The organism is Streptomyces sp. NPDC090741, from assembly GCF_044769045.1.
GTDB lineage: Bacteria > Actinomycetota > Actinomycetes > Streptomycetales > Streptomycetaceae > Streptomyces.
In genome coordinates, this window is record NZ_JBIVXF010000013.1 from 1 (window position 1) to 23,351 (window position 23,351).

The window sequence follows — 23,351 nt, forward strand, 5'->3', positions numbered from 1 at the left end:
AGGTGCCCCCACCGCGTCGATTCCCTCCTCCGCCTTGCGATCGCACGCACCAGACCCCGCCGACCACCGCCCTTCCGGGCGGCCGACGCTACTTTTGACGACACTCCCTAGGGCCTGCCCCAGCCGAGGGTCCGGCCGCCGTCCCACATGACGGGCTGCCGGGCCCTCTCGGCGTGTGCGCTGGCTACTCTGGCCCTGACTTGCCGTTACTCGTCACCCGCATCCCTGGAGCGCCCCCGTGAGAACCGCCGTCGTGATCGGAACCGGACTGATCGGCACCTCCGCGGCGCTCGCCCTGACCGCCCGCGGGATCACCGTCCACCTCGCCGACCACGATCCGGCCCAGGCCCGTACGGCCGCCGCCCTCGGCGCCGGGACCGACGAGGCCCCCGAGGGCCAGGTCGACCTCGCGATCGTCGCCGTACCGCCGGCCCACGTGGCGGCGTCGCTGGCCGAGGCGATCGGCCGCGGCGTGGCCCGGGCGTACGTGGACGTGGCCAGCGTCAAGGGCGGCCCGCGCCGGGAGCTCGCGGCCCTCGGCGTGGACGTCACGGCGTACATCGGGACCCACCCGATGGCCGGCAAGGAGCGGTCGGGCCCGCTCGCCGCGACCGCAGACCTCTTCGAGGGCCGGCCCTGGGTGCTGACCCCGACCCGGGACACCGACCACGAGGTGCTCAACCTGGCGCTCGAACTGGTGGCCCTGTGCAAGGCCGTACCGGTGGTCATGGACGCCGACGCGCACGACCGGGCGGTGGCACTGGTCTCGCACACCCCGCAGCTGGTGTCCAGCATGGTCGCGGCGCGCCTGGAGGAGGCCGACGAGACGGCGGTGCGGCTGTGCGGCCAGGGGATCCGGGACGTGACGCGGATCGCCGCCTCCGATCCGCGGATGTGGGTGGAGATCCTCTCGGCGAACCCGGGCCCGGTGGCCGACGTCCTCGCCGGGATCGCCTCCGACCTGGAGGCCACGGTCGACGCGCTGCGCGGGCTCCAGTCGGCGGACGTCGAGAAGCGGCGCGGCGGCGCGGCCGGCATCGAGGACGTCCTGAAGCGGGGCAACGCGGGCCGGGTCCGGGTACCGGGCAAGCACGGCGCGGCGCCCATGGCGTACGAGACGGTCGCCGTGCTGATCAGCGACCAGCCGGGCGAGCTCGCGCGGATCTTCGCCGACGCCGGGCGGGCCGGGGTCAACATCGAGGACGTGCGGATCGAGCACGCCACGGGCCAGCAGGCCGGTCTGGTCCAGCTCATGGTCGACCCGAGGGCGGCCGCAGCCCTCACCGCGGAGCTGCGCGAACGCGGCTGGGCGCTGCGCCAGCAGTAGCCGGTCGGCCCTCCTCCCCGGTACTGGACGGCGCCCGTGCCGGGGGCCGGTAACCTTGGAGAGGGGCGCTTTGGCGCGCCCGGACACGTACGCGCAACCAGGAAGGTGCCCGCACCGTGGAAACCGCAGCTCCGTCCGCCGTGATCGTCGCCATCGACGGTCCCTCCGGCACGGGCAAGTCCAGCACCTCCAAGGCCGTGGCCGCCAAGCTCGGGCTGCGCTACCTGGACACGGGTGCCCAGTACCGGGCCATCACCTGGTGGATGGTCACCAACGGGATCGACACCGACGACCCCCACGCCGTCGCCGTGGCCGCCGGCAAGCCCGGCATCGTCTCCGGTACGGACCCGGCCGCGCCCACCATCACGGTCGACGGCCTGGACGCCTCCGGCCCGATCCGCACCCAGGAGGTCACCTCCAAGGTCAGCGCCGTCAGCGCCGTCCCCGAGGTGCGCACCCTGATCACCGAGCTCCAGCGCTCCATCGCCGCGTCGGCCGAGGGCGGGATCGTCGTCGAGGGGCGGGACATCGGCACCACCGTCCTGCCCGACGCCGACCTCAAGATCTTCCTGACCGCGTCCCCCGAGGCCCGCGCCGCGCGCCGCAGCGGTGAGCTGCGCGGCAAGGAGGCCACGGACCTCGCGGCCACCAGGGAAGCCCTGATCAAGCGCGACGCCGCCGACTCGGGCCGCAAGACCTCCCCGCTGGCCAAGGCCGACGACGCCGTCGAGGTCGACACCACCGAGCTCACGCTCGACCAGGTGATCGAGTGCGTCGTGACCCTGGTCGAAGAGCGGCGCAGCAAGTGAGCGGAACGCCCTCCCTCAAGGGTGCGGCGCTCGGCCGGCGGATCGGCATCGGCCTCATGTACGGGCTGTGGAAGCCGCGCGTGCTGGGCGCCTGGCGCGTGCCCGCCTCGGGGCCTGTCATCCTTGCCGTGAATCACGCGCACAACATCGACGGGCCGATGGTCATGGGCACCGCCCCGCGGCCGCTGCACTTCCTCATCAAGAAGGAGGCGTACGTCGGCCCGCTCGGCCCGTTCCTGGACGGGATCGGCCAGGTCAAGGTCGACCGTACGGGCGCGGACCGGGGCGCGATCGGCAAGGCGCTCGCGGTGCTCGACAACGGCGGGGCCCTGGGGATCTTCCCCGAGGGCACCCGCGGCGAGGGCGACTTCGCCTCGCTGCGCGCCGGGCTCGCGTACTTCGCGGTACGCAGCGGCGCGCCCGTCGTGCCGGTCGCCGTGCTCGGCAGCACCGAGAGCCAGGGGCGGCTGGTCCGCGGACTGCCGCCGTTCAAGAGCCGGGTCGACGTCGTCTTCGGCTCCGCCTTCGACGCGGGCGACGGCACCGGCCGCCGTACCCGTACGGCCCTGGACGAGGCCACCGTACGCATCCAGAGCAGGCTCACCGCCCACCTGGCCGACGCCAAGCGCCTGACCGGGCGCTGAGCGAGACTTGACCTAGTAGTGGAACCGCGCTGCGCGGACACCACCGACCACCACGAACGACGAGGAACGGACTTCATGAACGACCAGCACGACCACGGAGCGCTTGGCGATGCCGAGTACGCGGAGTTCATGGAGCTCGCCGCGGAGGAAGGCTTCGACGTAGACGACGTCGAGGGTGCGATCGCGGAGGCGGGCCACGGGCCGCTGCCCGTGCTCGCCGTCGTCGGCCGCCCGAACGTCGGCAAGTCGACCCTGGTGAACCGCATCATCGGCCGCCGCGAGGCGGTCGTCGAGGACAAGCCCGGCGTCACCCGCGACCGCGTCACGTACGAGGCCGAATGGGCCGGCCGCCGGTTCAAGGTCGTCGACACCGGCGGCTGGGAGCAGGACGTCCTCGGCCTCGACGCCGCCGTCGCCGCCCAGGCCGAGTACGCCATCGAGACCGCCGACGCGGTCGTCTTCGTCGTGGACGCCAAGGTCGGCGCCACCGACACCGACGAGGCCGTCGTCAAGCTGCTGCGCCGGGCCGGCAAGCCCGTCGTCCTGTGCGCGAACAAGGTCGACGGCCAGAGCGGCGAGTCCGACGCGGCCTCCCTGTGGTCCCTGGGCCTCGGCCAGCCGCACCCCGTCTCCTCGCTGCACGGCCGCGGTACGGGCGACATGCTCGACGCCGTCCTGGAGGCGCTGCCCGAGGCGCCCGAGCAGACCTTCGGCAGCGCCCCGGTGGGCGGGCCCCGGCGCATCGCGCTCATCGGGCGCCCGAACGTCGGCAAGTCCTCGCTGCTCAACAAGGTCGCGAAGGAGGACCGGGTCGTCGTCAACGAACTGGCCGGCACCACCCGCGACCCGGTCGACGAGCTGATCGAGCTCGGCGGCGTCACCTGGAAGTTCGTGGACACCGCGGGCATCCGCAAGAAGGTGCACCTCCAGCAGGGCTCGGACTACTACGCCTCCCTGCGCACGGCCGCCGCCGTCGAGAAGGCGGAGGTCGCGGTCATCCTGATCGACACGACCGAGACGATCAGCGTCCAGGACCAGCGCATCATCACCATGGCCGTCGACGCCGGGCGCGCGATCGTGATCGCGTACAACAAGTGGGACGAGCTCGACGAGGAGCGCCGCTACTACCTCGAGCGCGAGATCGAGACCGAGATGCAGCAGGTCGCCTGGGCGCCCCGCGTCAACGTCTCGGCGCTCACCGGCCGCCACATGGAGAAGCTGGTCCCCGCGATCGAGACGGCCCTCGCGGGCTGGGAGACGCGCATCCCGACCGGCCGGCTGAACGCCTTCCTCGGCGAGGTCGTCGCGGCCCACCCGCACCCGATCCGCGGCGGCAAGCAGCCCCGCATCCTGTTCGGCACCCAGGCGGGGAGCAAGCCGCCGCGGTTCGTCCTCTTCGCCTCCGGCTTCCTGGAGCACGGCTACCGGCGCTTCATCGAGCGCCGCCTGCGCGAGGAGTTCGGCTTCGAGGGGACCCCGATCCACATCTCCGTGCGGGTGCGCGAGAAGCGCGGCGCGCAGTACAAGAAGAAGTAGGGGCCGGGAGGAAGTACGCGGCGAGCGTCGGTCCGGGGTCAGTAGCCCCGGCGCGGAGCGGGCGGCAGGGCCGCCGGGATGTGGTGCATCCCGGTGTGGTGCTGCCGCCCGCCGGCGTATGCGGAGCCGACGGCGCCGTGCTCGCCGCCGCCGGTCGCGGACCCGGCGTACGCGTACGAGGGCTGCGGCGCGGGGGCGTAGGAGGCCGGCCACGGGTCCGTCTGCCATGCGGAACCGTTCCAGCCGCTCCCGTACGAGCCGCCTCCGTACCCGGAGCCGCTGCTGCCGCCGCCGTACGCCGAGCCGCCGCCCGCGTACGAGCCGCCGTACGAGAACGAAGCGAACCCGAGGTCCTCCTCGCCCGTACGGTCGCCCGGCAGGGCCCGGAAGGCGCGCAGGTACTCCGAGTACAGCGTGTCGTAGATCGGGGTGTGCGAGACGGCGGCCGGAGAGCTCTCCCGGTCCCTTGCGGGGCGCATCGGGGAGACGGTGCTCGCGTGGGCAGGGGCGCGGGAGGGGTCGTATGAATGCACGTATCAGCCAACGAACCCGGGGCCCTGCGGATGCGGGCCAGAAGCAGAAAAACGCAGATCGCCGGGGGTGCGCGGGATGGACCGCGTACCCCCGGCGCATACCGCGCCGCCCCCTGGCCGGGGGCGGCGCGGCGTTCCGGGATCCCTGCCGGTGCCGGGTTCAGACGCCGGAGGTGCCCGCCAGCGGCATCGAGGCCGCCACGAGCTTGCCGCCGGCGGCGGCCTTGTCCAGCGCGTCGCGGAGCAGGTCCTCGCGGGGCTGCTGGCCGATGGAGCCGACCGGGGCGGCGTAGATGAGCACGCGCTGGGTCTTGTTGACGGCGGCCCGCCAGCCGTCGGTGACCGACAGGGCCTGGTGCGCCTGCCACCAGGCGACCTGGCCGCCGCCCGTGGTGCCGGGCTGGAGCACGGCGTGCAGCTGGCCCGCGGCGAGCAGCACCGACCAGCCGGCGAGCGGCGAGGGCAGTTCGGCGGTGTCGGTGACCGGGATGAACCCCTGCTCGATGAGGAGCGGCAGGAAGTCGTCGCCGGGGCCGGCGGTGCCGGGGCGGGCGATCGGCGCGGTCGGCTCGACCACGAGCGCGGGGTGCAGCTCGCCGCCGATCAGGACCAGGCCGCTGGTGATGCCGAGGACGGCCTGGCCGCCGGGCACGTTCTGCGGGGACTCGCCGCCGGCGGGGCTGTCGCCGGTGATGCTGCGGACCGCGCCCTGGAGCTGCTCCTCGGAGACGGTCACCACCTGCGAGGGGATGCAGCCGGCGTGGGCGAAGGCGAGGACGGCCGTCTCCTCGCCGACGAACAGCACCGTGCTGGTGCGGTCGGTCTCGGGGTCCCCGGGGGTGCGACAGGAGGTGCAGTCGTAGCTGCGCGGTGCGTCGTCGCCGGTGAGCAGCCTCTCGGCTTCTTCGTCACCGATCTCGGCACGTACCTCATCACTGACGTCGAGCATGCGGGGCACGGGCTGGCTCCTCGGACTAGGCGAGCGGGGGCGGCCGGGCGGTTCCCGGCTCGCCGGGCTCAACGGCCGAGCGGCGGCCGGGGTCACGCCGTTGGAGGGAACGGAATCGAACCTGGCCCCCGGAGGGGTGAACGGTCGGACCGGTACTTTGTTTTCGTGCCAACTCTTTTCTGCATGTGCGCAGTTGGTGGTCGGAACTGGCCGTTTCCGGGGGAGGTGGCGGATCCGCCGACCGGGTGGGCTGCGGGACGTGCCGCGTGGCAAGGCCGGGCGGGTGCGGCGGCGCTGCGTAGCGTGACGCGATGCCCGACCTCCGGATCCGGCGGGCTGCCTCGGCGGCCGCTGCCGCCGCCGCTGCCGCGCTGGCCCTCGTCCTCGTTCTCGTACTCCCTTCGGGGGCCGGCGCGGCCCCGCCGCCCCCCGCGCCCGGACCCGCGGGGGCGGCCCACCCCGGCTCGCCGGGGATCATCGGGACCGGCCCGGGGGACTGCGGCCCCGGCGGGCAGTGGCCCTGGGACTGCGTGGCCGACTGCGAGAGCAGCGGGCGCTGGGCGGTCAACACCGGCAACGGCTTCTACGGGGGCCTGCAGTTCTGGCAGCCGACGTGGGAGGAGTACGGGGGGCTGGTCTTCGCGGCGCGGGCCGATCTGGCGAGCCGGGAGCAGCAGATCCGGGTGGCGGGGGACGTGGTGGGGTTCCAGGGGTGGAACGCGTGGCCGGTGTGCTCGAAGCGGTACGGGCTGGCGGGGCGCATGCACGTGGTCCGGACCGGGGACACGCTGGAGAAGATCGCCCGGCGGTACCGGGTGAAGGGCGGCTGGCAGGCGCTGTACGAGGCGAACCGGGCGGTGATCGGCCCGAAGCCGCAGGCGCTGGTGGTCGGCACGCTGCTGGCCCTGCCGCCATCGCCACCGGCTCCGGTTCCGGTCACGGCGCCGGTGGCGACCCCGACCCCGGCCCCGGCCCCGGCCCCGGCCCCGGCCCCGGCCCCGGCCCCGACCCCGACCCCGGTCCCGACGGCACCGGCGGCCCCGGTGGCCGTGCCCGCTTCCTGACGGGGTCTCGGCCCGCGGGGGCGATTCGGACGCGGGCCGGGGTACCGGCAGACTGCTCGGCATGCTGGAGACCTCCGCACGACTGCTCCGCCTGCTGTCCCTGTTGCAGGCCCACCGCGAATGGACCGGCGCCGATCTCGCGGAGCGCCTCGGCGTGACCCCGAGGACGGTGCGGCGCGATGTCGACCGGCTCCGGGAGCTCGGCTACCCGGTGAACGCCAGCCCCGGCACCGGCGGCGGCTACCAGCTGGGCGCCGGTGCCGAGCTGCCGCCGCTGCTGCTCGACGACGACGAGGCCGTCGCCGTCGCGGTGGGCCTGCGGACGGCCGCCGGGAACGGCGTCGAGGGGATCGGGGAGGCCTCCGTACGGGCGCTCGCCAAGCTGGAGCAGGTGCTGCCGGGGCGGCTGCGGCGGCGGGTGTCGGCGCTCAACGAGTTCACCGTGCCGATGCTGCGCGGGCCGGGTCCGGCCACCGTCGACCCCTCCGTGCTGACCGGGCTCGCCGCCGCGTGCCGGGACAGCGAGCGGCTGCGCTTCGGCTACCGGGACCACGCGGGCGCCGTCAGCCGCCGCGCGGTGGAGCCGCACCGGCTGGTGTGCACCGAGCGGCGCTGGTACCTGGTCGCCTGGGATCTGGACCGGGAGGACTGGCGGACCTTCCGCGCCGACCGGATCGAGCTCAGACCCCCGCACGGACCGCGGTTCACCCCGCGTCCGGCGCCCGCCGAGGACCTCGCCGCGTACGTGTCGCGCGGCGTGGCGCAGGCCGCGTACGCGGCCAAGGCGGTGCTGAGGCTGAAGGTTCCGGCGGAGGCGGCGGCCGGGATCGTCGGGCCGAGCGACGGGGCCCTGGAGCCGCTCGACGCCGAGAGCTGCCTGCTGCGCACGGGGGCCGTGAACCTCGACGTGCTCGTCATTCACGTCATGCTGCTCGGCTGTGAGTTCGAGGTGCTGGAGCCGCCGGAGCTGACGGACCGGATCAGAGCGGCCCGGGACCTTCTCGGGCGGGCCGTGGAGAAGATGTAAGGAAACCGAGGGGGTTCACCCCGCGGCGCAGGGTGGCCGCGGCAATCCCCGGGGAAATTCCGGGGGCCTCGGACGGAATGCGAAACAGGATGTACGGACGGCTTGTCGCGGGCCGGAAAAAGAATGGCGCGGGGACGCTTTCACGGTGCTTCGGATGGAGCCGGTCCCGTCAAAGAACTGTCGACATTCCGTGACCCAAGCGTGACCCGGTTCGGACGAACCTCTGGGCGCTGCGCTGACGTTCCGGTCAGGTGCGCTGCGGAAACCACCGAAATGGCCGAGGCGGGCCGGGTGGTGACCCGGCCCGCCTCGGCCATTTCGGTGGTGCGGGGTGAGGATGTGCGTACCGCCCCGTCAGCCGCCGGTGGCCGGTCGGGCGGCGGCCCGACCGGCGGGCCGCTCGGTGTGGGCCGGGCGGCGGCTGCCGGCCGGTGTGACCGGGGTCCGCTCGGACCGGATCAGGTGCGGCCGGCCGGAGACGTGCGCGGCGGGCCGGGGCACCGGGGCGTGCCCGGGGCCCGCGACGGCCGCCTGTGCGGCCGCCGGGACGGGCACGGCGGCCGGCTCCTGCGGACCGAGGGCACCGGCACCTGCTGTGGCGGCGTCACCGGCGAGCCGGAGCTGCCACTTGCCGCCCGCGGAGAGCAGCGGGGTGAGCGCGGTGGCGACCGGGACGGGCACGGTTCCGGTCTCTAGGCGGCGGCGCAGCCGCTCCCGCAGAGCGAAGACGCGGGCCTCGGCGCCGGCGATCAGCGGCTCGAACCAGGGCAGCGCCAGCATGATCAGCAGACCCGCGGACCAGCCGAGCAGTACGTCGCTGACCCAGTGCGTACCGAGGTACACGGTGGTGGCGCCGACGCTCAGCGAGACGGTGGCGGACACCACGGACAGCACCCGCCGGGTGACCGTGGTGGAAGCCAGGTAGGCCAGGATTCCCCAGGTCACGACGGCGTTGGCGGTGTGGCCGGAAGGAAATATATCGCCGCCGGCGAAGAGCTCGGCGGAGCCGATCTGCGTGGCGTAGTGCGGGCCGAGCCGGCCGAGGCCGAGCTTGACGGCGCCGACGGTGATGTTGAGCAGGAGCAGCGCCACGCCGAGGGTGATCAGCGGGCGGAGGGTGTGCTGGCGCCAGGAGCGCCAGCCGAGCCATGCGGCGACCATGACCGCGGTGGGTCCGCGCTGGCCCAGGACGACGAGGTAGTCGAGGAAGGCGTGCAGCTGCGGCCACTGCTCGTAGGGCCGGAAGAACATGACCTGCCAGTCCAGGCGGACGAGCCAGGACGTGGTCAGGACGGCCACCACGATCGCGAGGTAGAACGCGAGGGTCGATCCGAGGAGCACGATGCGGTGCCGGCTCATCTGCGGTGTTTGCAGATGAGCCGGTCGCTCTGGTTCCCGGTCCAGCCGGGCGAACACCCGCTCCAGACGGGTCAGGATTTGGTCGGTACGCACTCAATCGACGTTACCGCGCGCCGATGGGCGGCCCGGTCGAATCACGGGCTTTGTGATGACCATGTGATGTGGAGTTGGTCTCACGCGACGCTTAATTCCTGGCATTCAAGCATTAGTTGGAGGCGTCTTGATCCATTGCCCTGGCCATTCTTTCGCATGGTTAGCCGCGCTTTATCACCGCAGCTCAATTACTTTGCTGAAAGATGGATCGGAATGATCCATTCCGTTACGTGGTCCCGCCGCGGGCGCCCGTCGGGGAGACCGGCGGCTCCCTAAGGCGGCCCCGACCCGTTCAGCCAGAAGGCCCCGTACACCGCCGACGCCAGTGCCACCGCGCCCAGCACCGCGACCGCCCGCCCGGTCCGCCACCGGGCCAGGGCCACCGCCGCCGGCAGCAGCAGCGGGAACGCCGGGAGCAGCAGCCGCGGCTTGGAGCCGAAGTACCCCGACGCGCACAGCGCCAGCGCGACGACGATCCCGCAGTAGACGAGGAGCGCGGCCGGCTGGCGCTGCCGTACGCAGAGCCAGTACAGCCACAGCACCAGCGCGACCCCCGCGATCAGTCCGACCCCCGCGGGCGCGGCGGAGGAGGCCAGCTTCGCCCCGATGAACCGGGCGAACGCCCAGCCGCCGTCGAAGCCGTTGCCCCAGCCGCCCTGCACGTCCAGGTAGCCGAGCAGCCCGCCGCCGGTACGCGCCCCGACCCACAGCACGTACGCGGCCGCGCCCAGCGGGGCCAGTACGGCCCCCGCCGCCATCCGCCAGGTCCGCTCCCCGCGCCGCCAGGCCAGGGCGGCCGCCACCCAGACCGCCGCCACCACCGCGGCGCCGACCGGGCGGGTCAGCCCGGCCCCCGCCGCGAGCAGGCCGGCCGTCAGCCACCGGCCGCGCAGGGCCCCGTACAGCGCCCAGGCGGCCAGCGCCGTGAACAGCGACTCGCTGTACGCCATGGACTGCACGATCCCGACGGGCAGCGCGGCCCAGACCCCGGCGGCGAACACCCCGGCCCGGCGGCCGTGGAGGAGGTCCGCGACCGCGAAGATCCCCCAGGCCGCCGCGAGTCCGGCCACCACCGAGACCACCAGCCCGGCGCTGCCGTACGACAGCCCGGTCGGCGCTGCGACCAGCCGCTCCAGCCAGGGCAGCAGTGGGAAGAAGGCCAGGTTCGAGTGCACGTCCCCGTTCGGCAGGAGCACCTCGTACCCGTACCCCTCGGCGGCGATGCGGGCGTACCAGAGCGAGTCCCAGCGCGCCGACAGCAGCGTGTGCGGGCTGCTGCCGGCGGCCGCGCACCAGAGCGCGAGCACGGCCAGTCCGAGCAGCCGGACCGCCGCGAAGACGGCCAGGGCGGGCGCGGCCCGGCGAAATCCAAGATCTTTCACGGGCATGATTATCGGTGGCGCCCGTGCGTGTCATCGGCACAGAACCACGGGTCGTGACCGCGCGTGTACGCGGAGGAGGGGAGAGGGGGAGGGCGGGGTGAGGCGAGTGGCGCACACCACACCGCGGTCGCCGCCGCGGTGAGAGCTTGACCACGTGTCGGACAGACGAACTCGCGTACGCTGACGCTTCACTCGCGTGTCGATGCCGGACCCCGTAGGACGCCGCACGGTGCACCAACGCCGTGGCTCCGCAGACGCTGGTCCGCCGAGTGCGAGCGATCATCTGGGAGGTACATGCATGTCGGGGACGAACGCGGCCGCCTTCCGGCTGCGGCTGCGCGCCGCCTCCGGCGGGGCCAACCGCTGGCTCGTCCTCGCGGTCCTGTGCGTCAGCCTGGTCCTCGTCGCGCTCGACGCGACGATCCTGCACGTCGCCGTCCCCTCCGTCACCGAGGACCTGCGCCCCCGCTCGACCGAACTCCTGTGGATCGTCGACGCCTACCCCCTGGTCTGCGCCGCCCTGCTGATCCTCTTCGGAACCCTCGGCGACCGGGTCGGCCGCCGCCGGATACTCCTCCTCGGTTACGGGCTCTTCGGCGCGGCCTCGGCGCTGGCCGCCCTGGCCGACAACGCCCAGGTACTGATCGGCGCCCGCGCGCTGCTCGGCGTCGGCGGCGCGATGATCATGCCGGCCACCCTGTCGATCCTGCGGCAGGTCTTCCCCGACCGGCGCGAGCGGGCCCTCGCCATCGGCATCTGGACCGCCGTCGCCGCCATCGGCGCGGCCAGCGGACCGGTCCTCGGCGGGTTCCTCGTCCAGCACTACTGGTGGGGCTCGGTCTTCCTCATCAACATCCCGCTCATGGCGCTGATCCTGCCGCTCGGGCGCTGGCTGCTGCCGGAGTCGCGCGGCGCCGCCGACGGGCCGTGGGACGTGATCGGCGCGCTGATGGCCGCCGCCGGCGTGCTGGGCTTCGTCCTCGGGGTCAAGCGGATCGGCGCGGAGCGCCGGCTCCTCGATGCCGAGGCACTGGTGCCGCTGCTGCTGGGCGCGGCGCTGCTGATCTTCTTCGTACGGCGGCAGAAGCGGCGCACGCACCCGCTGATCGACATGCGGATGTTCTCGCGCGCCGCGTTCTCGACGTCCGTCGGGTGCATCGTGCTCGCCATGCTGGCGCTGGTCGGGCTGGAGCTGATCGCGGTCCAGTACCTGCAGCTGGTGCTGCACCTCAGCCCGCTGGAGACGGGGCTTCGGCTGCTGCCGCTGACCTTCGCGGCCATGGCGGCCGGTGCCACCGGGTCGTACACGCTGGCCCGGGTCGGGCCGCGGACGATGGTGTCGCTGGGCTTCGTGCTTACGGCGTTCGCCGTGCTGCTGCTGACGTTCATGGGGCAGCACGACCGGCCGGTGCTGCTCACGGTCGGGTTCATCCTGCTCGGTTTCGGGCTGCAGACCACGCTGTTCGCGGCGTACGAGTCGATGCTGAGCGAGGCGCCGGCGGCCACGGCCGGCGGGGCGGCCTCCATAGGCGAGACCTCGTACCAGCTGGGTGCGGGGATGGGCATCGCGCTGCTCGGCAGTGTCATGAACGCGGCCTACGCGCCGGGGCTGACGCACGTGCCGGGGGTGTCGGCGTCGGATGCGGCGGGGGCCGCGAACTCCCTGGGCGAGGCGTACCAGATCGCGGGGGCGCTCGGGGGCGCGGCGGGGCAGTCGCTGTACGCGGCGGCGCGGCATTCCTTCGTGCACGGGCTGCACGTGACGCTGGTGGTCAGCGCCGGGCTGTTGCTGGCCGGGGCCGTGATGGCGCTGAAGCTGCCGCGGGTGATGGAGTGTCCGGACCCCGAACCGGAGCCGGTCCGCCTCCCCGCCCAGGCGGGCCCCGATGCCGTGCGCACCCCGACTGCGACGAAGGCGCAGGCGCAGGCGCCGGCGCCGACGCAGGCGCCCGCATCGACGCCGGACCGCGACCCGGCGGCCCGCCCGGCCTGACCGCTGCGCGGGCAGGTGGGGGGTGGACCGCGGGCGGTCGCGAGGACAAACTTGCACCGCTAGGTTTCGAACCGCAGGTCCGCACCAGGAGGCGCCGTGCCCTTCGTACCCACCGATCCGCTCGGGATCGACGAGCTCCTCGCGCCCGAGGACCTCGCCATCCGCGACACCGTGCGCGACTGGGCCGCCGAGCGGGTGCTGCCGCACATCGCCGGGTGGTACGAGAGCGGCGAGCTGCCCGGGATCCGGGAGCTGGCGAGAGAGCTCGGGGCGCTCGGGGCCCTCGGGATGTCGCTGGAGGGGTACGGCTGCGCCGGGGCCTCCGCCGTGCAGTACGGGCTCGCCTGTCTTGAGCTGGAGGCCGCCGACTCCGGGATCCGGTCCCTCGTGTCGGTGCAGGGCTCGCTCGCCATGTACGCGATCTGGAAGTACGGCTCCGAGGAGCAGAAGCAGCGCTGGCTCCCCGGCATGGCCGCCGGCGAGCTGATCGGCTGCTTCGGGCTGACCGAGCCCGACGTCGGCTCCGACCCGGCCGCCATGCGCACGTACGCGAAGCGCGACGGCACCGACTGGGTGCTGAACGGCCGCAAGATGTGGATCACCAACGGCAGCGTCGCGGCCGTGGCCGTGGTGTGGGCGCAGACCGACGAGGGGATCCGTGGCTTCGCGGTGCCCACCGACTCGGCCGGGTTCTCCGCGCCCGAGATCAAGCACAAGTGGTCGCTCCGGGCCTCCGTGACCAGCGAGCTGGTCATGGACGACGTACGGCTGCCCGCGGACGCGGTGCTTCCCGGGGTCACCGGGCTCAAGGGGCCGCTGGGCTGCCTCAGCCACGCGCGGTACGGGATCATCTGGGGGGCCATGGGCGCGGCGCGCGCCAGCTTCGAGGCCGCGCTCGACTACGCGAAGACGCGGGAGCAGTTCGGCAAGCCCATCGGCGGCTTCCAGCTCACCCAGGCGAAGCTCGCCGACATGGCGCTGGAACTCCACAAGGGCATCCTGCTCGCCCACCACCTGGGCCGGCGGATGGACGCGGGCACCCTGCGGCCGGAGCAGATCAGTTTCGGCAAGCTCAACAACGTCCGCGAGGCCATCGACATCTGCCGCACCGCGCGGACCATCCTCGGTGCCAACGGGATCTCGCTCGAATACCCCGTCATGCGGCACGCCACGAACCTCGAGTCGGTGCTCACCTACGAGGGCACCGTCGAGATGCACCAGTTGGTGCTGGGCAAGGCGCTCACCGGGCTCGACGCCTTCCGGTGAGGGCCCTGCTCAGCTCTGGTTGAAGAAGTCGCGTGAGCGGCCGGCGGGCTCGCCGCTCACGATCTGGGTGTCGGCCGGGGTCAGCAGGAAGACCCTGGTCGCCACCCGCTCGATCGAGCCGCGCAGGCCGAAGGTCAGGCCGGCCGCGAAGTCGACCACGCGCTTGGCGTCGGCCGGGTCCATGGACGACAGGTTCACGATCACCGGGACGCCCTCGCGGAACAGCTCGCCGATGCCGCGCGCGTCACGGAAGCCGTCCGGGGTGACCGTCGCGATCCGCCGGCCCTGATCGACGGCCGACTCCGAGGCGACCTTGACCCGCGGGTCGGTGACCCACTGGTCGCCGGGGCCCGAGACGGAGCCCTGTGCGGCCTCCGCGTAGTCGTCGTCGTAGTATCGCTCGTCGTCGTTGTCCTCCACGAGACCCAACCAGGCACTCGCCTTGCGTACCGAACCCATGGACGCCTCCTTTCACCGCGGTCAGTTGTCTTCTCTCCGCTGCCCCTATGGTCGTCCATGATGCTGACAACGCGCCAAGTGGATAGCCGCCGCGCAGGGGTTTCGTGACGGTACTGGTGCAGAACATCCGTTGCACCGTCAAGCTTCCTGGCGGGTACCGCTGCTGACTGAGTGAAAATACGACCGCTGCCGCCGAGTGGGTGACCGACACGGACGTACGGGTGAACGATCCCGCTCGATACGATGCGCATCACGCACGCGTATGACACACGGGGGACCGGTTTGTTCGGCATCGTCAGACCTTGCACGCACCGGCTGGGGGAGCGCTTCAAGACCGAGTGGATGGCCCATCTCTGCGGGCTGTGCCTGGCACTTCGCGCGGACCACGGACAGTTCGCCCGGATCGTGACCAACTACGACGGGCTGCTCGTCTCCGTTCTGACGGAGGCTCAGTCCGGACCGGCGCCCGGCTCCCGGCGCACCGCGGGCCCCTGCCCGCTGCGCGGGATGCGGACCGCGGCGGTGGCCAGGGGGGAGGGCGCGCGGCTCGCGGCCGCCGTCTCGCTCGTCCTCGCCTCGGCGAAGGTACGGGACCACGTGGCGGACCGGGACGGGCTGTTGGCCCGCGCGCCGATCGCCGCCGCCGCGCGCAGGGTGGCCCGCGGCTGGGACCGGGCCGGCGCCCGCACCGGGGCCTCGCTCGGCTTCGACACGGCCGTCCTCGTGGACGCCGTGGACCGGCAGGAAGGCATCGAGACGCTCGCCGGGCCCGGCACGCCGGTGCTCGTGGTGACCGAGCCGACGGAGACCGCGACCGCCGCCGCCTTCGCGCATACCGCGCAGCTGGCCGGACGGCCAGGCAACGCTCCCGCGCTGGCCGAGGCGGGCCGTTACTTCGGGCGCCTCGCGCACCTGCTGGACGCCGTCGAGGACCGGGCCGCGGACGCCGCCGCGGGCGCCTGGAACCCGCTGACGGCCACCGGGACCCCGCTCGCCGAGGCCCGGAGGCTGGCCGACGACGCCCTGCACGGCATCAGGCTGGCGCTGCGCGAGGTCGAGTTCGCGGACGCCGGGCTGGCCCACCGGCTGCTCGTGCACGAGCTGAAGACCTCGGTGGACCGGGCCTTCGGGGTCACCGGCTGCGCGCACACGGGCGGGCACGTGGGCATGAACGCCGTGGGGCAGGGCGGCCACGGGGCGCCGTCGCAGGGCCACGGCCCGGGCCAGGCGGGCCCGTACGGCAGCGGCCCGTACGGCAGCGGCCCGTACGGCGGCCAGGGCGGGAATCCGTACGGCGGCGGCGCGGGCGGGCCCGGCGGCCCGTGGATACCCGGGCCGCCCATGGGCCCCGGCGGCGGTCCGCCCCCGCAGAAGCCGCGCCGCGGACTGTTCGCCGGCTGCGCGGTCGCGATCGGGCTGTTCTGCACCTGCCGGCTGTGCTGCACCGACCACGAGGGCCCGTGGTCCCGCAAGAAGCGGGACGCGTGGTGCGAGGCCTGCGACTGCGGAAACGGCTGCCCCGACTGCAGCGGATGCGGCGACTGCTGCAGCTGTGACGGGTGCTGCTGCGACGGCTGCGACTGCGGCTGCGACTGCTGAGGCCCGCTCAGATTCCGTGGGTCCGGACGGCGTACAGGGAGATTCCCGTCCGGGCCCGTGTGGAAGGGTTGAGCGGCATGAGCGATGACGCAGACGACGCAGACGATCCGAAGACCGCCTGGCGGAAATGGCACGAGCATCGGGTGGCTTCCGTATCCGCCCCCTACGGCCCCCTCTCCCTCATCGGCACCCACTGGCTCTCGGACTACCCGGAAGGTCGAATTCCGGCCGTTCCGGGGCGTTGGCGCGCTACCGAGGGCGGGGTGGCGCTGAGCGCCTCCGCCGAGGACGGCCTCAGCCTCGACGGCGAGCCCTTCACCGGTGACGCCGTCCTCGCCGCCGACCAGGCCCCGCCCGCGCGCTCCCGGGTCGCCGCCGCCCAGGAACTCCGGATCACCGTGATCCGGCGCGAGGGGGAGTGGGCGGTCCGGGTCTTCGACCCCGCCTCCGCGGCGCGCCGGGCCTTCGCCGGCATCGAGGCCACCCCGTACGACCCGGACTTCGTGGTGCCGGGGCGCTTCCGGCCGTACGGCGAGGACCGGACCGTCCAGGTGGCGAACGCCGACGGGCGGGCGCGCGGGCTCGGCCTCGGCGGCGAGCTGAGCTTCGCGTACCGGGGCGCCGGGCACACCCTCCAGGTCGCCGTCGACGAGGACGACGGCAGCCTCTGGGCCGTGATCGGCGATGCCACCGGGGGGAGCTCCAGCTACCGCTTCCGCTTCCTCAAACCGGGGGTTCCGGACCCGGTGGACGGCTCGATCACCGTCGACTTCAACCGGACCGTGCTGCCGCCCTGCGCCTTCGCGGATCACTTCATCTGCCCGTTCCCGCCACCGGGGAACACCCTGCCCTTCGAGGTCGCGGCGGGCGAGCGGAGGCTGAAAGATGCCCTTGCCGCCCGAATCTGACGCCGAGACACTCCCGACAGCGCCTTCCGGGGGCTTGTCAGGGGCACGACGAAATCCTGTGCGCCCGCCGTACCTCCGGCTGCGCCTCACGGGCTCCGGCGCCCCCCACCGTCCGCCGGGCCCCCGATCCCTCCCGGGAGGACGAGAAGTGAGGATCAAGAACATCACCCGTACCCGGCTGCTCGCCGTGGCCGCCGGCCTGGCGGCCGTCGCCGGGCTCGCCGCCCCCACCGCGGCGAGCGCGGACAGCGGCTTCAGCGCGGCGCGGCTCGCCGCGGCCGGAGCCTCCGTCCAGCGTGCCGACGTCGCCGGCACCGCCTGGTACACCGACCCCGCCAGCGGCACCCTCGTGGTCACCGCCGACTCCACCGTCTCCGCCGCGGACATCACCAAGATCCGTACCGAGGCCGGAGCCGACGCCGCGGCCCTGCGCATCGAGCGCACCCCCGGCAAGCTGCGCAAGCTGATCTCCGGCGGCGACGCCATCTACACCTCGGGCTGGCGCTGCTCGCTCGGCTTCAACGTGCGCAGCGGGAACACGTACTACGTGCTGACCGCGGGGCACTGCACCGACGGCGCCGGCACCTGGTGGACGAACTCCTCGCACACCACCACCGTCGGCTCGACCGTCGGATCGAGCTTCCCGACCAACGACTACGGCCTGATCAAGTACGCCAGCAGTTCGCCGGTCCCGCCCGGCACCGTCGGCAGCCAGGACATCACCAGCGCCGCCAACGCCACCGTCGGGATGTCCGTCACCCGGCGCGGCTCCACCACCGGCACCCACGGCGGCTCGGTGACCGGCCTCAACGCCACCGTCAACTACGGCGGCGGCGACATCGTCTACGGCATGATCCGCACCAACGTCTGCGCCGAGCCCGGCGACAGCGGCGGCCCGCTCTACTCCGGCAGCCGCGCCATCGGCCTGACCTCCGGGGGCAGCGGCGACTGCACCTCGGGCGGAACCACCTTCTTCCAGCCCGCCGTCGAGGCCCTCAACGCTTACGGCGTGAGCGTGTACTGACCCGACCTGCCTACGGCACAATGAGCCCCCGCCCAACTCCCGGGCGGGGGCTCGCCTTTCGGGGGAAACGGGGTAGCGCACATGGTCAGTGCACCTTTAGGGCGGGGCGGCTCCGCACCCGACGCCCAGCGGCGGATCCGGCGCAACCGCTGGCTGTTCACCGCACCCCTCGTGCTGCTCTGCCTCCTGGGCGCCGTACTCGTCTGGGAGATCGTGCGCGGGAACATGTCCGAGGCATCCCGCGGCCACTGGCCCTGGCGGCTCCAGCTGATGAGCTCCGAACCCCTCGCCAGCCTGCTGGCCGTCGCGGCCGGCGCCGTCCTGGCCCGCGCCCAGTACGCCCGTACGGTACGGCCCATGCTGGGGTGGCGCTCCGACTACGTGGCGGGGGAACTGCCGGGCGAGTCGAAGGCCTGGAGCACGGGCGTCTTCAACGGCGGCCAGCACAACGCCGGGGTGCACCGCGTGGACTACTTCGTGGTGCCGGAGGGTGAGGTGCTCGACGGGCCGGTTCCCGAGGACGCATGGATGAGTCTGCGTCAGGCCGGTGAGCGGCTGGGCGAGATCGGGCTGCGGCCGGCGGCCGACTTCCGCCTCACCTCCATGGGAGCGGGGTTCCCGCTGGTGGCGACCGGTACGTACGAAACCATAGTGGTGGGGGTGTTCTCGAAGCGGTTCATCGAGGAGGTGCGGGCGTTCCACCTGCGTATCCAAGTGGTGGACAGCGTCGGGGACACGCACGAGCGGGTCATCGACTGCCTCAAGGGGGCCCGGGAACCGGTGGCCGCGCCCGTGGAGCAACCCCGGTCGGCACGGCCCGTGCCCGTGCCCGTACCCCGAACCGCTCCGCCCGCCGATGAGCCGGAAGGCAGGCCCCTTGGCAGGTCTTAACCCCGGAGCCAGTCCAGCACCTCGGAGAGGGCGTACTGGGCCGCGAAATGGCCGGCTCCGGGCTTGAGCACCGCCGTGCTGTGCCCGATGTGCTCCGCCAGCCAGTGGAAATGGCCCACCGGCGAGAACACGTCCTCGGCGCCGTGCCAGAGCATGACCGGGCCCGTGATCGCCCGCGGGTCGTATCCCCCGGGCCGGCAGAACGCGAGGGAGTCGTCCAGCCAGCCGTCCGCGGAGGTCCGCAGTGCCTCGCGGAAGTTGTCCACGACGGAGCGGCGTACCCGGGTGTCGGCCAGGACCGCGAGATCCGCGGCAGGCAGGTCCGCGCGCAGGTCTTCGAGCAGCCGGCCCGGATCGCGGTGGATCTCCGCCGCCCTGGGGGCGAGTCGCCGTTCCAGGGCCGCGGGGTCGCGGTCCGCGAGGGTGTAGTGCTCCACGTTGTACGGGGTCATGCCGGCGTACCAGTCGAGCCCGGTGCCGTCGCGGGGCGCGAGGCCGACCAGGCAGGCCGCCGCCGTCACCCGGTCGGGGAGCAGGGCCGCGCAGGCGAGTGCGTGCGGACCGCCCCCGGAGCGGCCGACGACCGCGAAGCGGCCGACGCCCAGGGCGTCCGCGACGGCGTCGGCGTCGGCGGCGGCGTCGGCCACGCGCCGCCCCGGCGCGCGGTCGGATTCCCCGTAGCCGGGCCGGTCGTAGGAGAAGAAACGGATGTGCGGATGCCGCTCGGTGACGTCGCCGAGCGCGACGCCCAGGCGGCTGCCCGGCATGCCGTGGTGCAACAGGACCGGTGAGCCGTCGGGAGCCCCCCACTGTTGTGCGATCAGCCTTCGCCCGTCGGCCAGGCCCACCTCGATGCGCATTCCTGTGCCCTCCCGCTGTGACGCCGCCCTTCTGCGATGGAAGCACGGACCGCTCGCGCAGGACCAGAGGATGCGGAATGCGGGAATTCTTGTGAAGGATTTCACAAGCGCGCATGGGTCTTTGCTCCCTGCCTGGAACTGCAGCTCAGATGCCCTGTGATGGGGCGAGCGAACGGACGTGAACGGCCCTTCGGCCCGGCAGGAAAGGGCTTTGCCGGGGCGGCGGCCTTCGGTTTCCGGGTGTCGAATCGAGGTATCAGATCGGCGACGTCTACAACGCCTTCCTCCCGAGCGCATCTCCCTCCGCACCTGGGCGAGATGGACGGCATCAGCCGGGTCTCGATCGTCACCGACAAGACGATGGCGGCGCTGGGCTTCGCGCTGAGGGTGACCGACATCCTGCGGGCCCGGGAGGGCTCCGTCGCCGTCCAGGTCATCGACGACGTCGAGCCCAACCCGGAGCTCGCCGCCGTCCGGGCGGGCGCCGCGCTGATGCGCGAGCGATCGCCCCGAGGTGGAGTTCGCGGACGCCAAGGAGAAGTTCTTCGACGTCCTCAAGCGGGCCTACACGTTCCCCGCGCTGGGCGAGAAGGCCTGGATGGTGGCCATCCCGACCACCTCGGGCACCGGCTCCGAGGTCACCCCGTTCGCCGTCATCTCCGACCCGGCCGCTGCCCGGAAGTACCCGCTGGCCGACTGCGCGCTGACCCCGAACGTGGCCGTCGTCGACCCGGTGCTCCCGATGGGGCTGCCGGCCGCCTTGACCGCGGACTCCGGCTTCGACGCCCTGATGCACGCCACCGAGGCGTACGTGTCCGCGTACGCCAACGACTACACGGACGGCCTCTGCCTCCAGGCCGTCAAGCTCGTCTTTGAGAACCTGGAGGCGCTGCGTGGTGGACGGGCCGAACAATCCCGGGGCGGTGGCGGGCATGGCTTTCGCCAACGCCTTCCTGGGCCTGGTCCACGCCATGGCGCACACCCTGGGGCAACACCTTCCGCGTGGCCCACGGCCGGACCAACGCCCTGCTGCCGCACGTGATCCGGTACAACGGCACCGTCACGCGCAAGGCCGCCCCGTGGCCGAAGGCCGAGGCCTACCGGGCCCCGGAGCGTTCCAGGAGATCGCGAAGCTGCTCGGCCTGCCGGCCGCGACCCCGGCCGAGGGCGTCGGCTCGTACACACGCGCCGTTGAGGAGCTGAGCGCCAAGTGCGGGATCCCGGCCTCCTTCGCGGAGGAGGGCGTGGACGAGCAGGCCCTCCTGGAGGCCCTGCCGGCACCGGCCATGAACGCGTACGCCGACCAGCGCGCGCCCGCGAACCCGCGGATGCCGATGACCGACGGCATGCAGCGGCTCGTGCGGCAGGCGTACTACGGCGCCGCGGAGGCCACGCCGAGCGCCTGACGGTGGGACCTAGACGTGCGGGACGAGCAGGGCCGCCGCCGAGCGGGCCCGCGCCAGGGACGCGGCCCGGTCGGCGCCGCGCTGCCCGAGCACCACGCGGGTGCTCAGCCCGTCCAGCAGTGCGAGCAGCTCCGAGGCGCGGGCGGGCACGTCCAGGGCTCCGGCGAAGCGGCCCTGGTCCACGCCCTTCGCGAGCAGGGCCTCCAAGTCCCGCTGCCAGCCGTCGTCGATCTCCTGCTGGGCGGCGCGCAGGTCCTCGTTGGCGGGGGTGCGGGCCCACAGTTCGATCCACAGGGTCCAGCGCGGATCGCGCGGACCGCGCGGCAGGTACAGCTCCAGGAAGAGCGCGAGCTTGCGGTGCGCGGTGACCCGGCGGGCCAGCAACTGCGCGCGCTCCGCGGCGAGTCGGTCCTCGCTCCAGCGCAGGGCGGCCAGCAGGAGCCGGTCCTTGCTGCCGAAGTAGTAGAGGATGTGGCCGCCGCTGGTGCCGAGCCGCTCGGCGAGCGCGGACATGGTGAGCTCCGCGAGCCCGCCCTCGGCGATCGCCGCCATGGCCTCTTCCAGCATCCGCTCCTGGGCGATCCGCCCGTCGCGCCGCCGCGCCGCCCCCGCAGACCCGGCTGCTCCTGCCGCTCCCGCCGCTCCCGCCACCCCGTGCCGCCTTCCCGATCTTCGTGGCCCGACCTTATCCCGGACAGGGTCTTGACGCGGTCCCGATCGGCGGCGCATCTTGAATGCCATTCAAGAACTTAGAACGTCATTCAAGGTTCAGTGGGTCCACAGTCAGGGGTACGGCGCATGACGCAGCAGGAGACGACGGCCGACGTCGACGAGGTGTTCCGGGTCGAGACCCACGGCATCGACCCCATCCCCGACGCCGAGCGGCACGGCGGCGCCCAGGACCTCTTCTGGCTCTGGTTCGGCTCCAACCTCACCTTCACCTACGTGATCAACGGCGCCCTCGCCGTGGCCTTCGGCCTCTCCTTCTGGCAGGCCACCGCCGTCGTCGTGATCAGCGGACTGTCCTTCTTCGCGGTCAGCGCCGCCGGGCTCAGCGGCATCCGCACCGGCACCGCCACCCTCGTCATCTCCCGGGCCGCCTTCGGGGTCCGCGGGAACTTCCCGGCCGGCGTCCTGAACTGGGTGGTGAGCATCGGCTACACCATCGTCAACACCGTGGTCGGCACCCTCGCCCTGGAGGTGTTCTTCGCCGAGGTCGGCCTCGGCGAAGGCACGGCGGCACGGGCCCTCGCGCTCGGCATCACCCTCGCGCTCACCTTCGCCGTCGCGATGTGGGGCCACGCCACCGTGCAGTTCGCCGAGCGCTGGATGGCCTACGTCCTCGCCCTCGGCTTCGGCGCGCTGCTCGTCTTCCTCCTGCCCGGTGCCGAGACCGGCGCCCCGGCCGGCGCCGGCGCCCCGGGCCTGTCCGGCTGGAGCCTGGCCTTCGTCGTGATGCTGGCCGGACCCTTCTCGTACCTGCCGATGCCCGCCGACTACACCCGCTACCTGCCCCGGACCACCTCGCTGAAGTCGATCACCTGGATGGGGGCGCTCGGCGGATTCGTCTCCTCCGTCGCCCTCGGCGTCGCCGGGGTCGCCGCCGCCACGCGGACCGACATGACCGACGCCGTCGCGGGGGCCGAGAGCCTGCTCCCGGGCTGGTTCAAGCCGGTGTTCCTGGCCCTGGTCCTCGGCGGCTCCGTCACCAACTCGATCATCACCCTCTACTCGTCCAGCCTGAACCTCCAGGTCCTCGGCATCCCGTGGAGCCGCGCCCGCGCCATCGTGATCAGCGCCGCGGTCACCGCCGCCGGATCGCTCGCCGCGCTCTTCCTGACCGACTTCACCACCTCGCTGCTCTCCTTCCTCTCCCTGCTGATCATCGTGTTCGCGCCCTGGGGCGGGGTCTTCCTCGCCGACATGCTGATGCGCCGCTGCCGCTACGACTCCGACGCACTGCACGCCGGGAGCGCGGGCGCCTACTGGTACCGGGCCGGCTACCACCCCGCCGGTATGGCCGCACTGCTGGCCGGTATGGCCTTCGCCGCGCTGACCTGTGATTCCGAGCTGTGGACCGGCCCGCTGGTGGCCCCGCTCGGCGGCGCCGACCTGACCCTGCTCGGCTCGGTCGTCTCCGCGCTCACCTACTGGGTCCTCGCCCGCCGGGTGCCCTCGTACGTCCCCGCCGCCTGAGTTCGTCCTCCCCGTACCGCCACCGC

The 23,351-nt window shown here is 73.1% G+C and carries 22 protein-coding genes and 1 pseudogene; 16 read left to right on the forward strand and 7 right to left on the reverse strand.

What is annotated here, in order from left to right; all coding sequences use genetic code 11:
- Nucleotides 1–238: 238 nt before the first annotated feature.
- The 4 genes from ACIQU4_RS29885 (at nucleotide 239) to der (ending at nucleotide 4,316) form a co-directional block, all read left to right on the forward strand.
- The gene (locus tag ACIQU4_RS29885) at nucleotides 239–1,327 is read left to right on the forward strand and encodes a prephenate dehydrogenase (RefSeq protein ID WP_385590063.1); all 1,089 of its coding nucleotides are present in this window, start codon (nucleotides 239–241) and stop codon (nucleotides 1,325–1,327) included.
- A 116-nt stretch (nucleotides 1,328–1,443) separates the two neighbouring features.
- Entirely contained in the window at nucleotides 1,444–2,136 is a 693-nt protein-coding gene (gene cmk / locus ACIQU4_RS29890) for a (d)CMP kinase (RefSeq protein WP_403737141.1), read from the forward strand.
- Nucleotides 2,137–2,192: 56 nt separating this feature from the next.
- Nucleotides 2,193–2,780, forward strand: a complete 588-nt coding sequence (locus ACIQU4_RS29895) for a lysophospholipid acyltransferase family protein (protein WP_403737648.1) — start codon at nucleotides 2,193–2,195, stop codon at nucleotides 2,778–2,780.
- Nucleotides 2,781–2,855: 75 nt separating this feature from the next.
- Nucleotides 2,856–4,316: a ribosome biogenesis GTPase Der gene (gene der / locus ACIQU4_RS29900; RefSeq protein ID WP_403737144.1), complete on the forward strand. Its 1,461-nt coding sequence runs from the start codon at nucleotides 2,856–2,858 to the stop codon at nucleotides 4,314–4,316.
- Between the two features lie 38 nt (nucleotides 4,317–4,354).
- Here der and ACIQU4_RS29905 read toward each other — a convergent pair whose 3' ends face one another.
- Nucleotides 4,355–4,795, reverse strand: coding sequence for a hypothetical protein (locus ACIQU4_RS29905; protein WP_403737147.1), 441 nt, complete (start codon nucleotides 4,793–4,795; stop codon nucleotides 4,355–4,357).
- Between the two features lie 214 nt (nucleotides 4,796–5,009).
- Nucleotides 5,010–5,807: a hypothetical protein gene (locus ACIQU4_RS29910; protein ID WP_403737149.1), complete on the reverse strand. Its 798-nt coding sequence runs from the start codon at nucleotides 5,805–5,807 to the stop codon at nucleotides 5,010–5,012.
- Between the two features lie 302 nt (nucleotides 5,808–6,109).
- Here ACIQU4_RS29910 and ACIQU4_RS29915 point away from each other — a divergent pair, with 302 nt between their 5' ends.
- Together ACIQU4_RS29915 and ACIQU4_RS29920 are read left to right on the forward strand one after the other, a co-directional pair.
- Nucleotides 6,110–6,862, forward strand: coding sequence for a transglycosylase family protein (locus tag ACIQU4_RS29915; RefSeq protein ID WP_403737151.1), 753 nt, complete (start codon nucleotides 6,110–6,112; stop codon nucleotides 6,860–6,862).
- A 61-nt stretch (nucleotides 6,863–6,923) separates the two neighbouring features.
- Nucleotides 6,924–7,889, forward strand: a complete 966-nt coding sequence (locus ACIQU4_RS29920) for a helix-turn-helix transcriptional regulator (RefSeq protein ID WP_403737154.1) — start codon at nucleotides 6,924–6,926, stop codon at nucleotides 7,887–7,889.
- Nucleotides 7,890–8,243: 354 nt separating this feature from the next.
- Here ACIQU4_RS29920 and ACIQU4_RS29925 read toward each other — a convergent pair whose 3' ends face one another.
- Nucleotides 8,244–9,341, reverse strand: a complete 1,098-nt coding sequence (locus ACIQU4_RS29925) for a phosphatase PAP2 family protein (RefSeq protein WP_403737156.1) — start codon at nucleotides 9,339–9,341, stop codon at nucleotides 8,244–8,246.
- Between the two features lie 272 nt (nucleotides 9,342–9,613).
- Nucleotides 9,614–10,729 carry a hypothetical protein gene (locus ACIQU4_RS29930; protein ID WP_403737159.1) on the reverse strand — a complete coding sequence of 372 codons (1,116 nt, stop codon included), beginning with the start codon at nucleotides 10,727–10,729 and terminating at the stop codon, nucleotides 9,614–9,616.
- A 292-nt stretch (nucleotides 10,730–11,021) separates the two neighbouring features.
- On the opposite strand from ACIQU4_RS29930, the gene ACIQU4_RS29935 reads away from it, so the two are divergent.
- On the forward strand, nucleotides 11,022–12,716 hold the full coding sequence (locus tag ACIQU4_RS29935) for an MFS transporter (RefSeq protein WP_403737162.1): 1,695 nt from the start codon (nucleotides 11,022–11,024) through the stop codon (nucleotides 12,714–12,716).
- Nucleotides 12,717–12,812: 96 nt separating this feature from the next.
- Nucleotides 12,813–13,982 carry an acyl-CoA dehydrogenase family protein gene (locus ACIQU4_RS29940; protein WP_403737165.1) on the forward strand — a complete coding sequence of 390 codons (1,170 nt, stop codon included), beginning with the start codon at nucleotides 12,813–12,815 and terminating at the stop codon, nucleotides 13,980–13,982.
- Nucleotides 13,983–13,991: 9 nt separating this feature from the next.
- On the opposite strand, the gene ACIQU4_RS29945 is transcribed toward ACIQU4_RS29940, so the two are convergent.
- Complete coding sequence (locus tag ACIQU4_RS29945) at nucleotides 13,992–14,441, reverse strand: cell division protein SepF (RefSeq protein WP_403737168.1); 450 nt, start codon at nucleotides 14,439–14,441, stop codon at nucleotides 13,992–13,994.
- A gap of 282 nt (nucleotides 14,442–14,723) precedes the next feature.
- Here ACIQU4_RS29945 and ACIQU4_RS29950 point away from each other — a divergent pair, with 282 nt between their 5' ends.
- The 4 genes from ACIQU4_RS29950 (at nucleotide 14,724) to ACIQU4_RS29965 (ending at nucleotide 18,863) form a co-directional block, all read left to right on the forward strand.
- Nucleotides 14,724–16,040 (forward strand): DUF5685 family protein, encoded by a 1,317-nt coding sequence (locus ACIQU4_RS29950; RefSeq protein ID WP_403737171.1) that lies wholly within the window; start codon nucleotides 14,724–14,726, stop codon nucleotides 16,038–16,040.
- A 77-nt stretch (nucleotides 16,041–16,117) separates the two neighbouring features.
- Nucleotides 16,118–16,948, forward strand: a complete 831-nt coding sequence (locus ACIQU4_RS29955) for a DUF1684 domain-containing protein (RefSeq protein WP_403737174.1) — start codon at nucleotides 16,118–16,120, stop codon at nucleotides 16,946–16,948.
- Between the two features lie 148 nt (nucleotides 16,949–17,096).
- A complete protein-coding gene (locus ACIQU4_RS29960; protein ID WP_403737177.1) occupies nucleotides 17,097–17,972 on the forward strand; it encodes a S1 family peptidase in 876 nt (291 codons plus the stop codon).
- Between the two features lie 81 nt (nucleotides 17,973–18,053).
- Nucleotides 18,054–18,863, forward strand: coding sequence for a hypothetical protein (locus tag ACIQU4_RS29965; protein ID WP_403737180.1), 810 nt, complete (start codon nucleotides 18,054–18,056; stop codon nucleotides 18,861–18,863).
- Here the strand turns inward: ACIQU4_RS29965 and ACIQU4_RS29970 are convergent.
- Nucleotides 18,860–19,723, reverse strand: a complete 864-nt coding sequence (locus ACIQU4_RS29970) for an alpha/beta fold hydrolase (RefSeq protein WP_403737183.1) — start codon at nucleotides 19,721–19,723, stop codon at nucleotides 18,860–18,862. The two genes, ACIQU4_RS29965 and ACIQU4_RS29970, sit on opposite strands and share 4 nt — an antisense overlap.
- A gap of 318 nt (nucleotides 19,724–20,041) precedes the next feature.
- Between ACIQU4_RS29970 and ACIQU4_RS29975 the strand changes: the two are divergent.
- From ACIQU4_RS29975 to ACIQU4_RS29985, 3 genes and pseudogenes are all read left to right on the forward strand, one after another.
- Nucleotides 20,042–20,173: pseudogene (locus tag ACIQU4_RS29975) on the forward strand (hypothetical protein); the annotation flags it as partial.
- Between the two features lie 64 nt (nucleotides 20,174–20,237).
- A complete protein-coding gene (locus ACIQU4_RS29980) occupies nucleotides 20,238–20,765 on the forward strand; it encodes an iron-containing alcohol dehydrogenase (RefSeq protein ID WP_403737186.1) in 528 nt (175 codons plus the stop codon).
- Nucleotides 20,695–21,129, forward strand: coding sequence for a hypothetical protein (locus tag ACIQU4_RS29985; RefSeq protein WP_403737189.1), 435 nt, complete (start codon nucleotides 20,695–20,697; stop codon nucleotides 21,127–21,129). Before ACIQU4_RS29980 ends, ACIQU4_RS29985 begins: the two co-directional genes overlap by 71 nt.
- Nucleotides 21,130–21,138: 9 nt before the next feature.
- Here the strand turns inward: ACIQU4_RS29985 and ACIQU4_RS29990 are convergent, their stop codons facing one another.
- Nucleotides 21,139–21,696, reverse strand: coding sequence for a TetR/AcrR family transcriptional regulator (locus ACIQU4_RS29990; protein WP_403737651.1), 558 nt, complete (start codon nucleotides 21,694–21,696; stop codon nucleotides 21,139–21,141).
- A 231-nt stretch (nucleotides 21,697–21,927) separates the two neighbouring features.
- Between ACIQU4_RS29990 and ACIQU4_RS29995 the strand changes: the two genes are divergently transcribed.
- Nucleotides 21,928–23,325, forward strand: a complete 1,398-nt coding sequence (locus ACIQU4_RS29995) for a purine-cytosine permease family protein (protein WP_403737192.1) — start codon at nucleotides 21,928–21,930, stop codon at nucleotides 23,323–23,325.
- Nucleotides 23,326–23,351 lie beyond the last annotated feature (26 nt).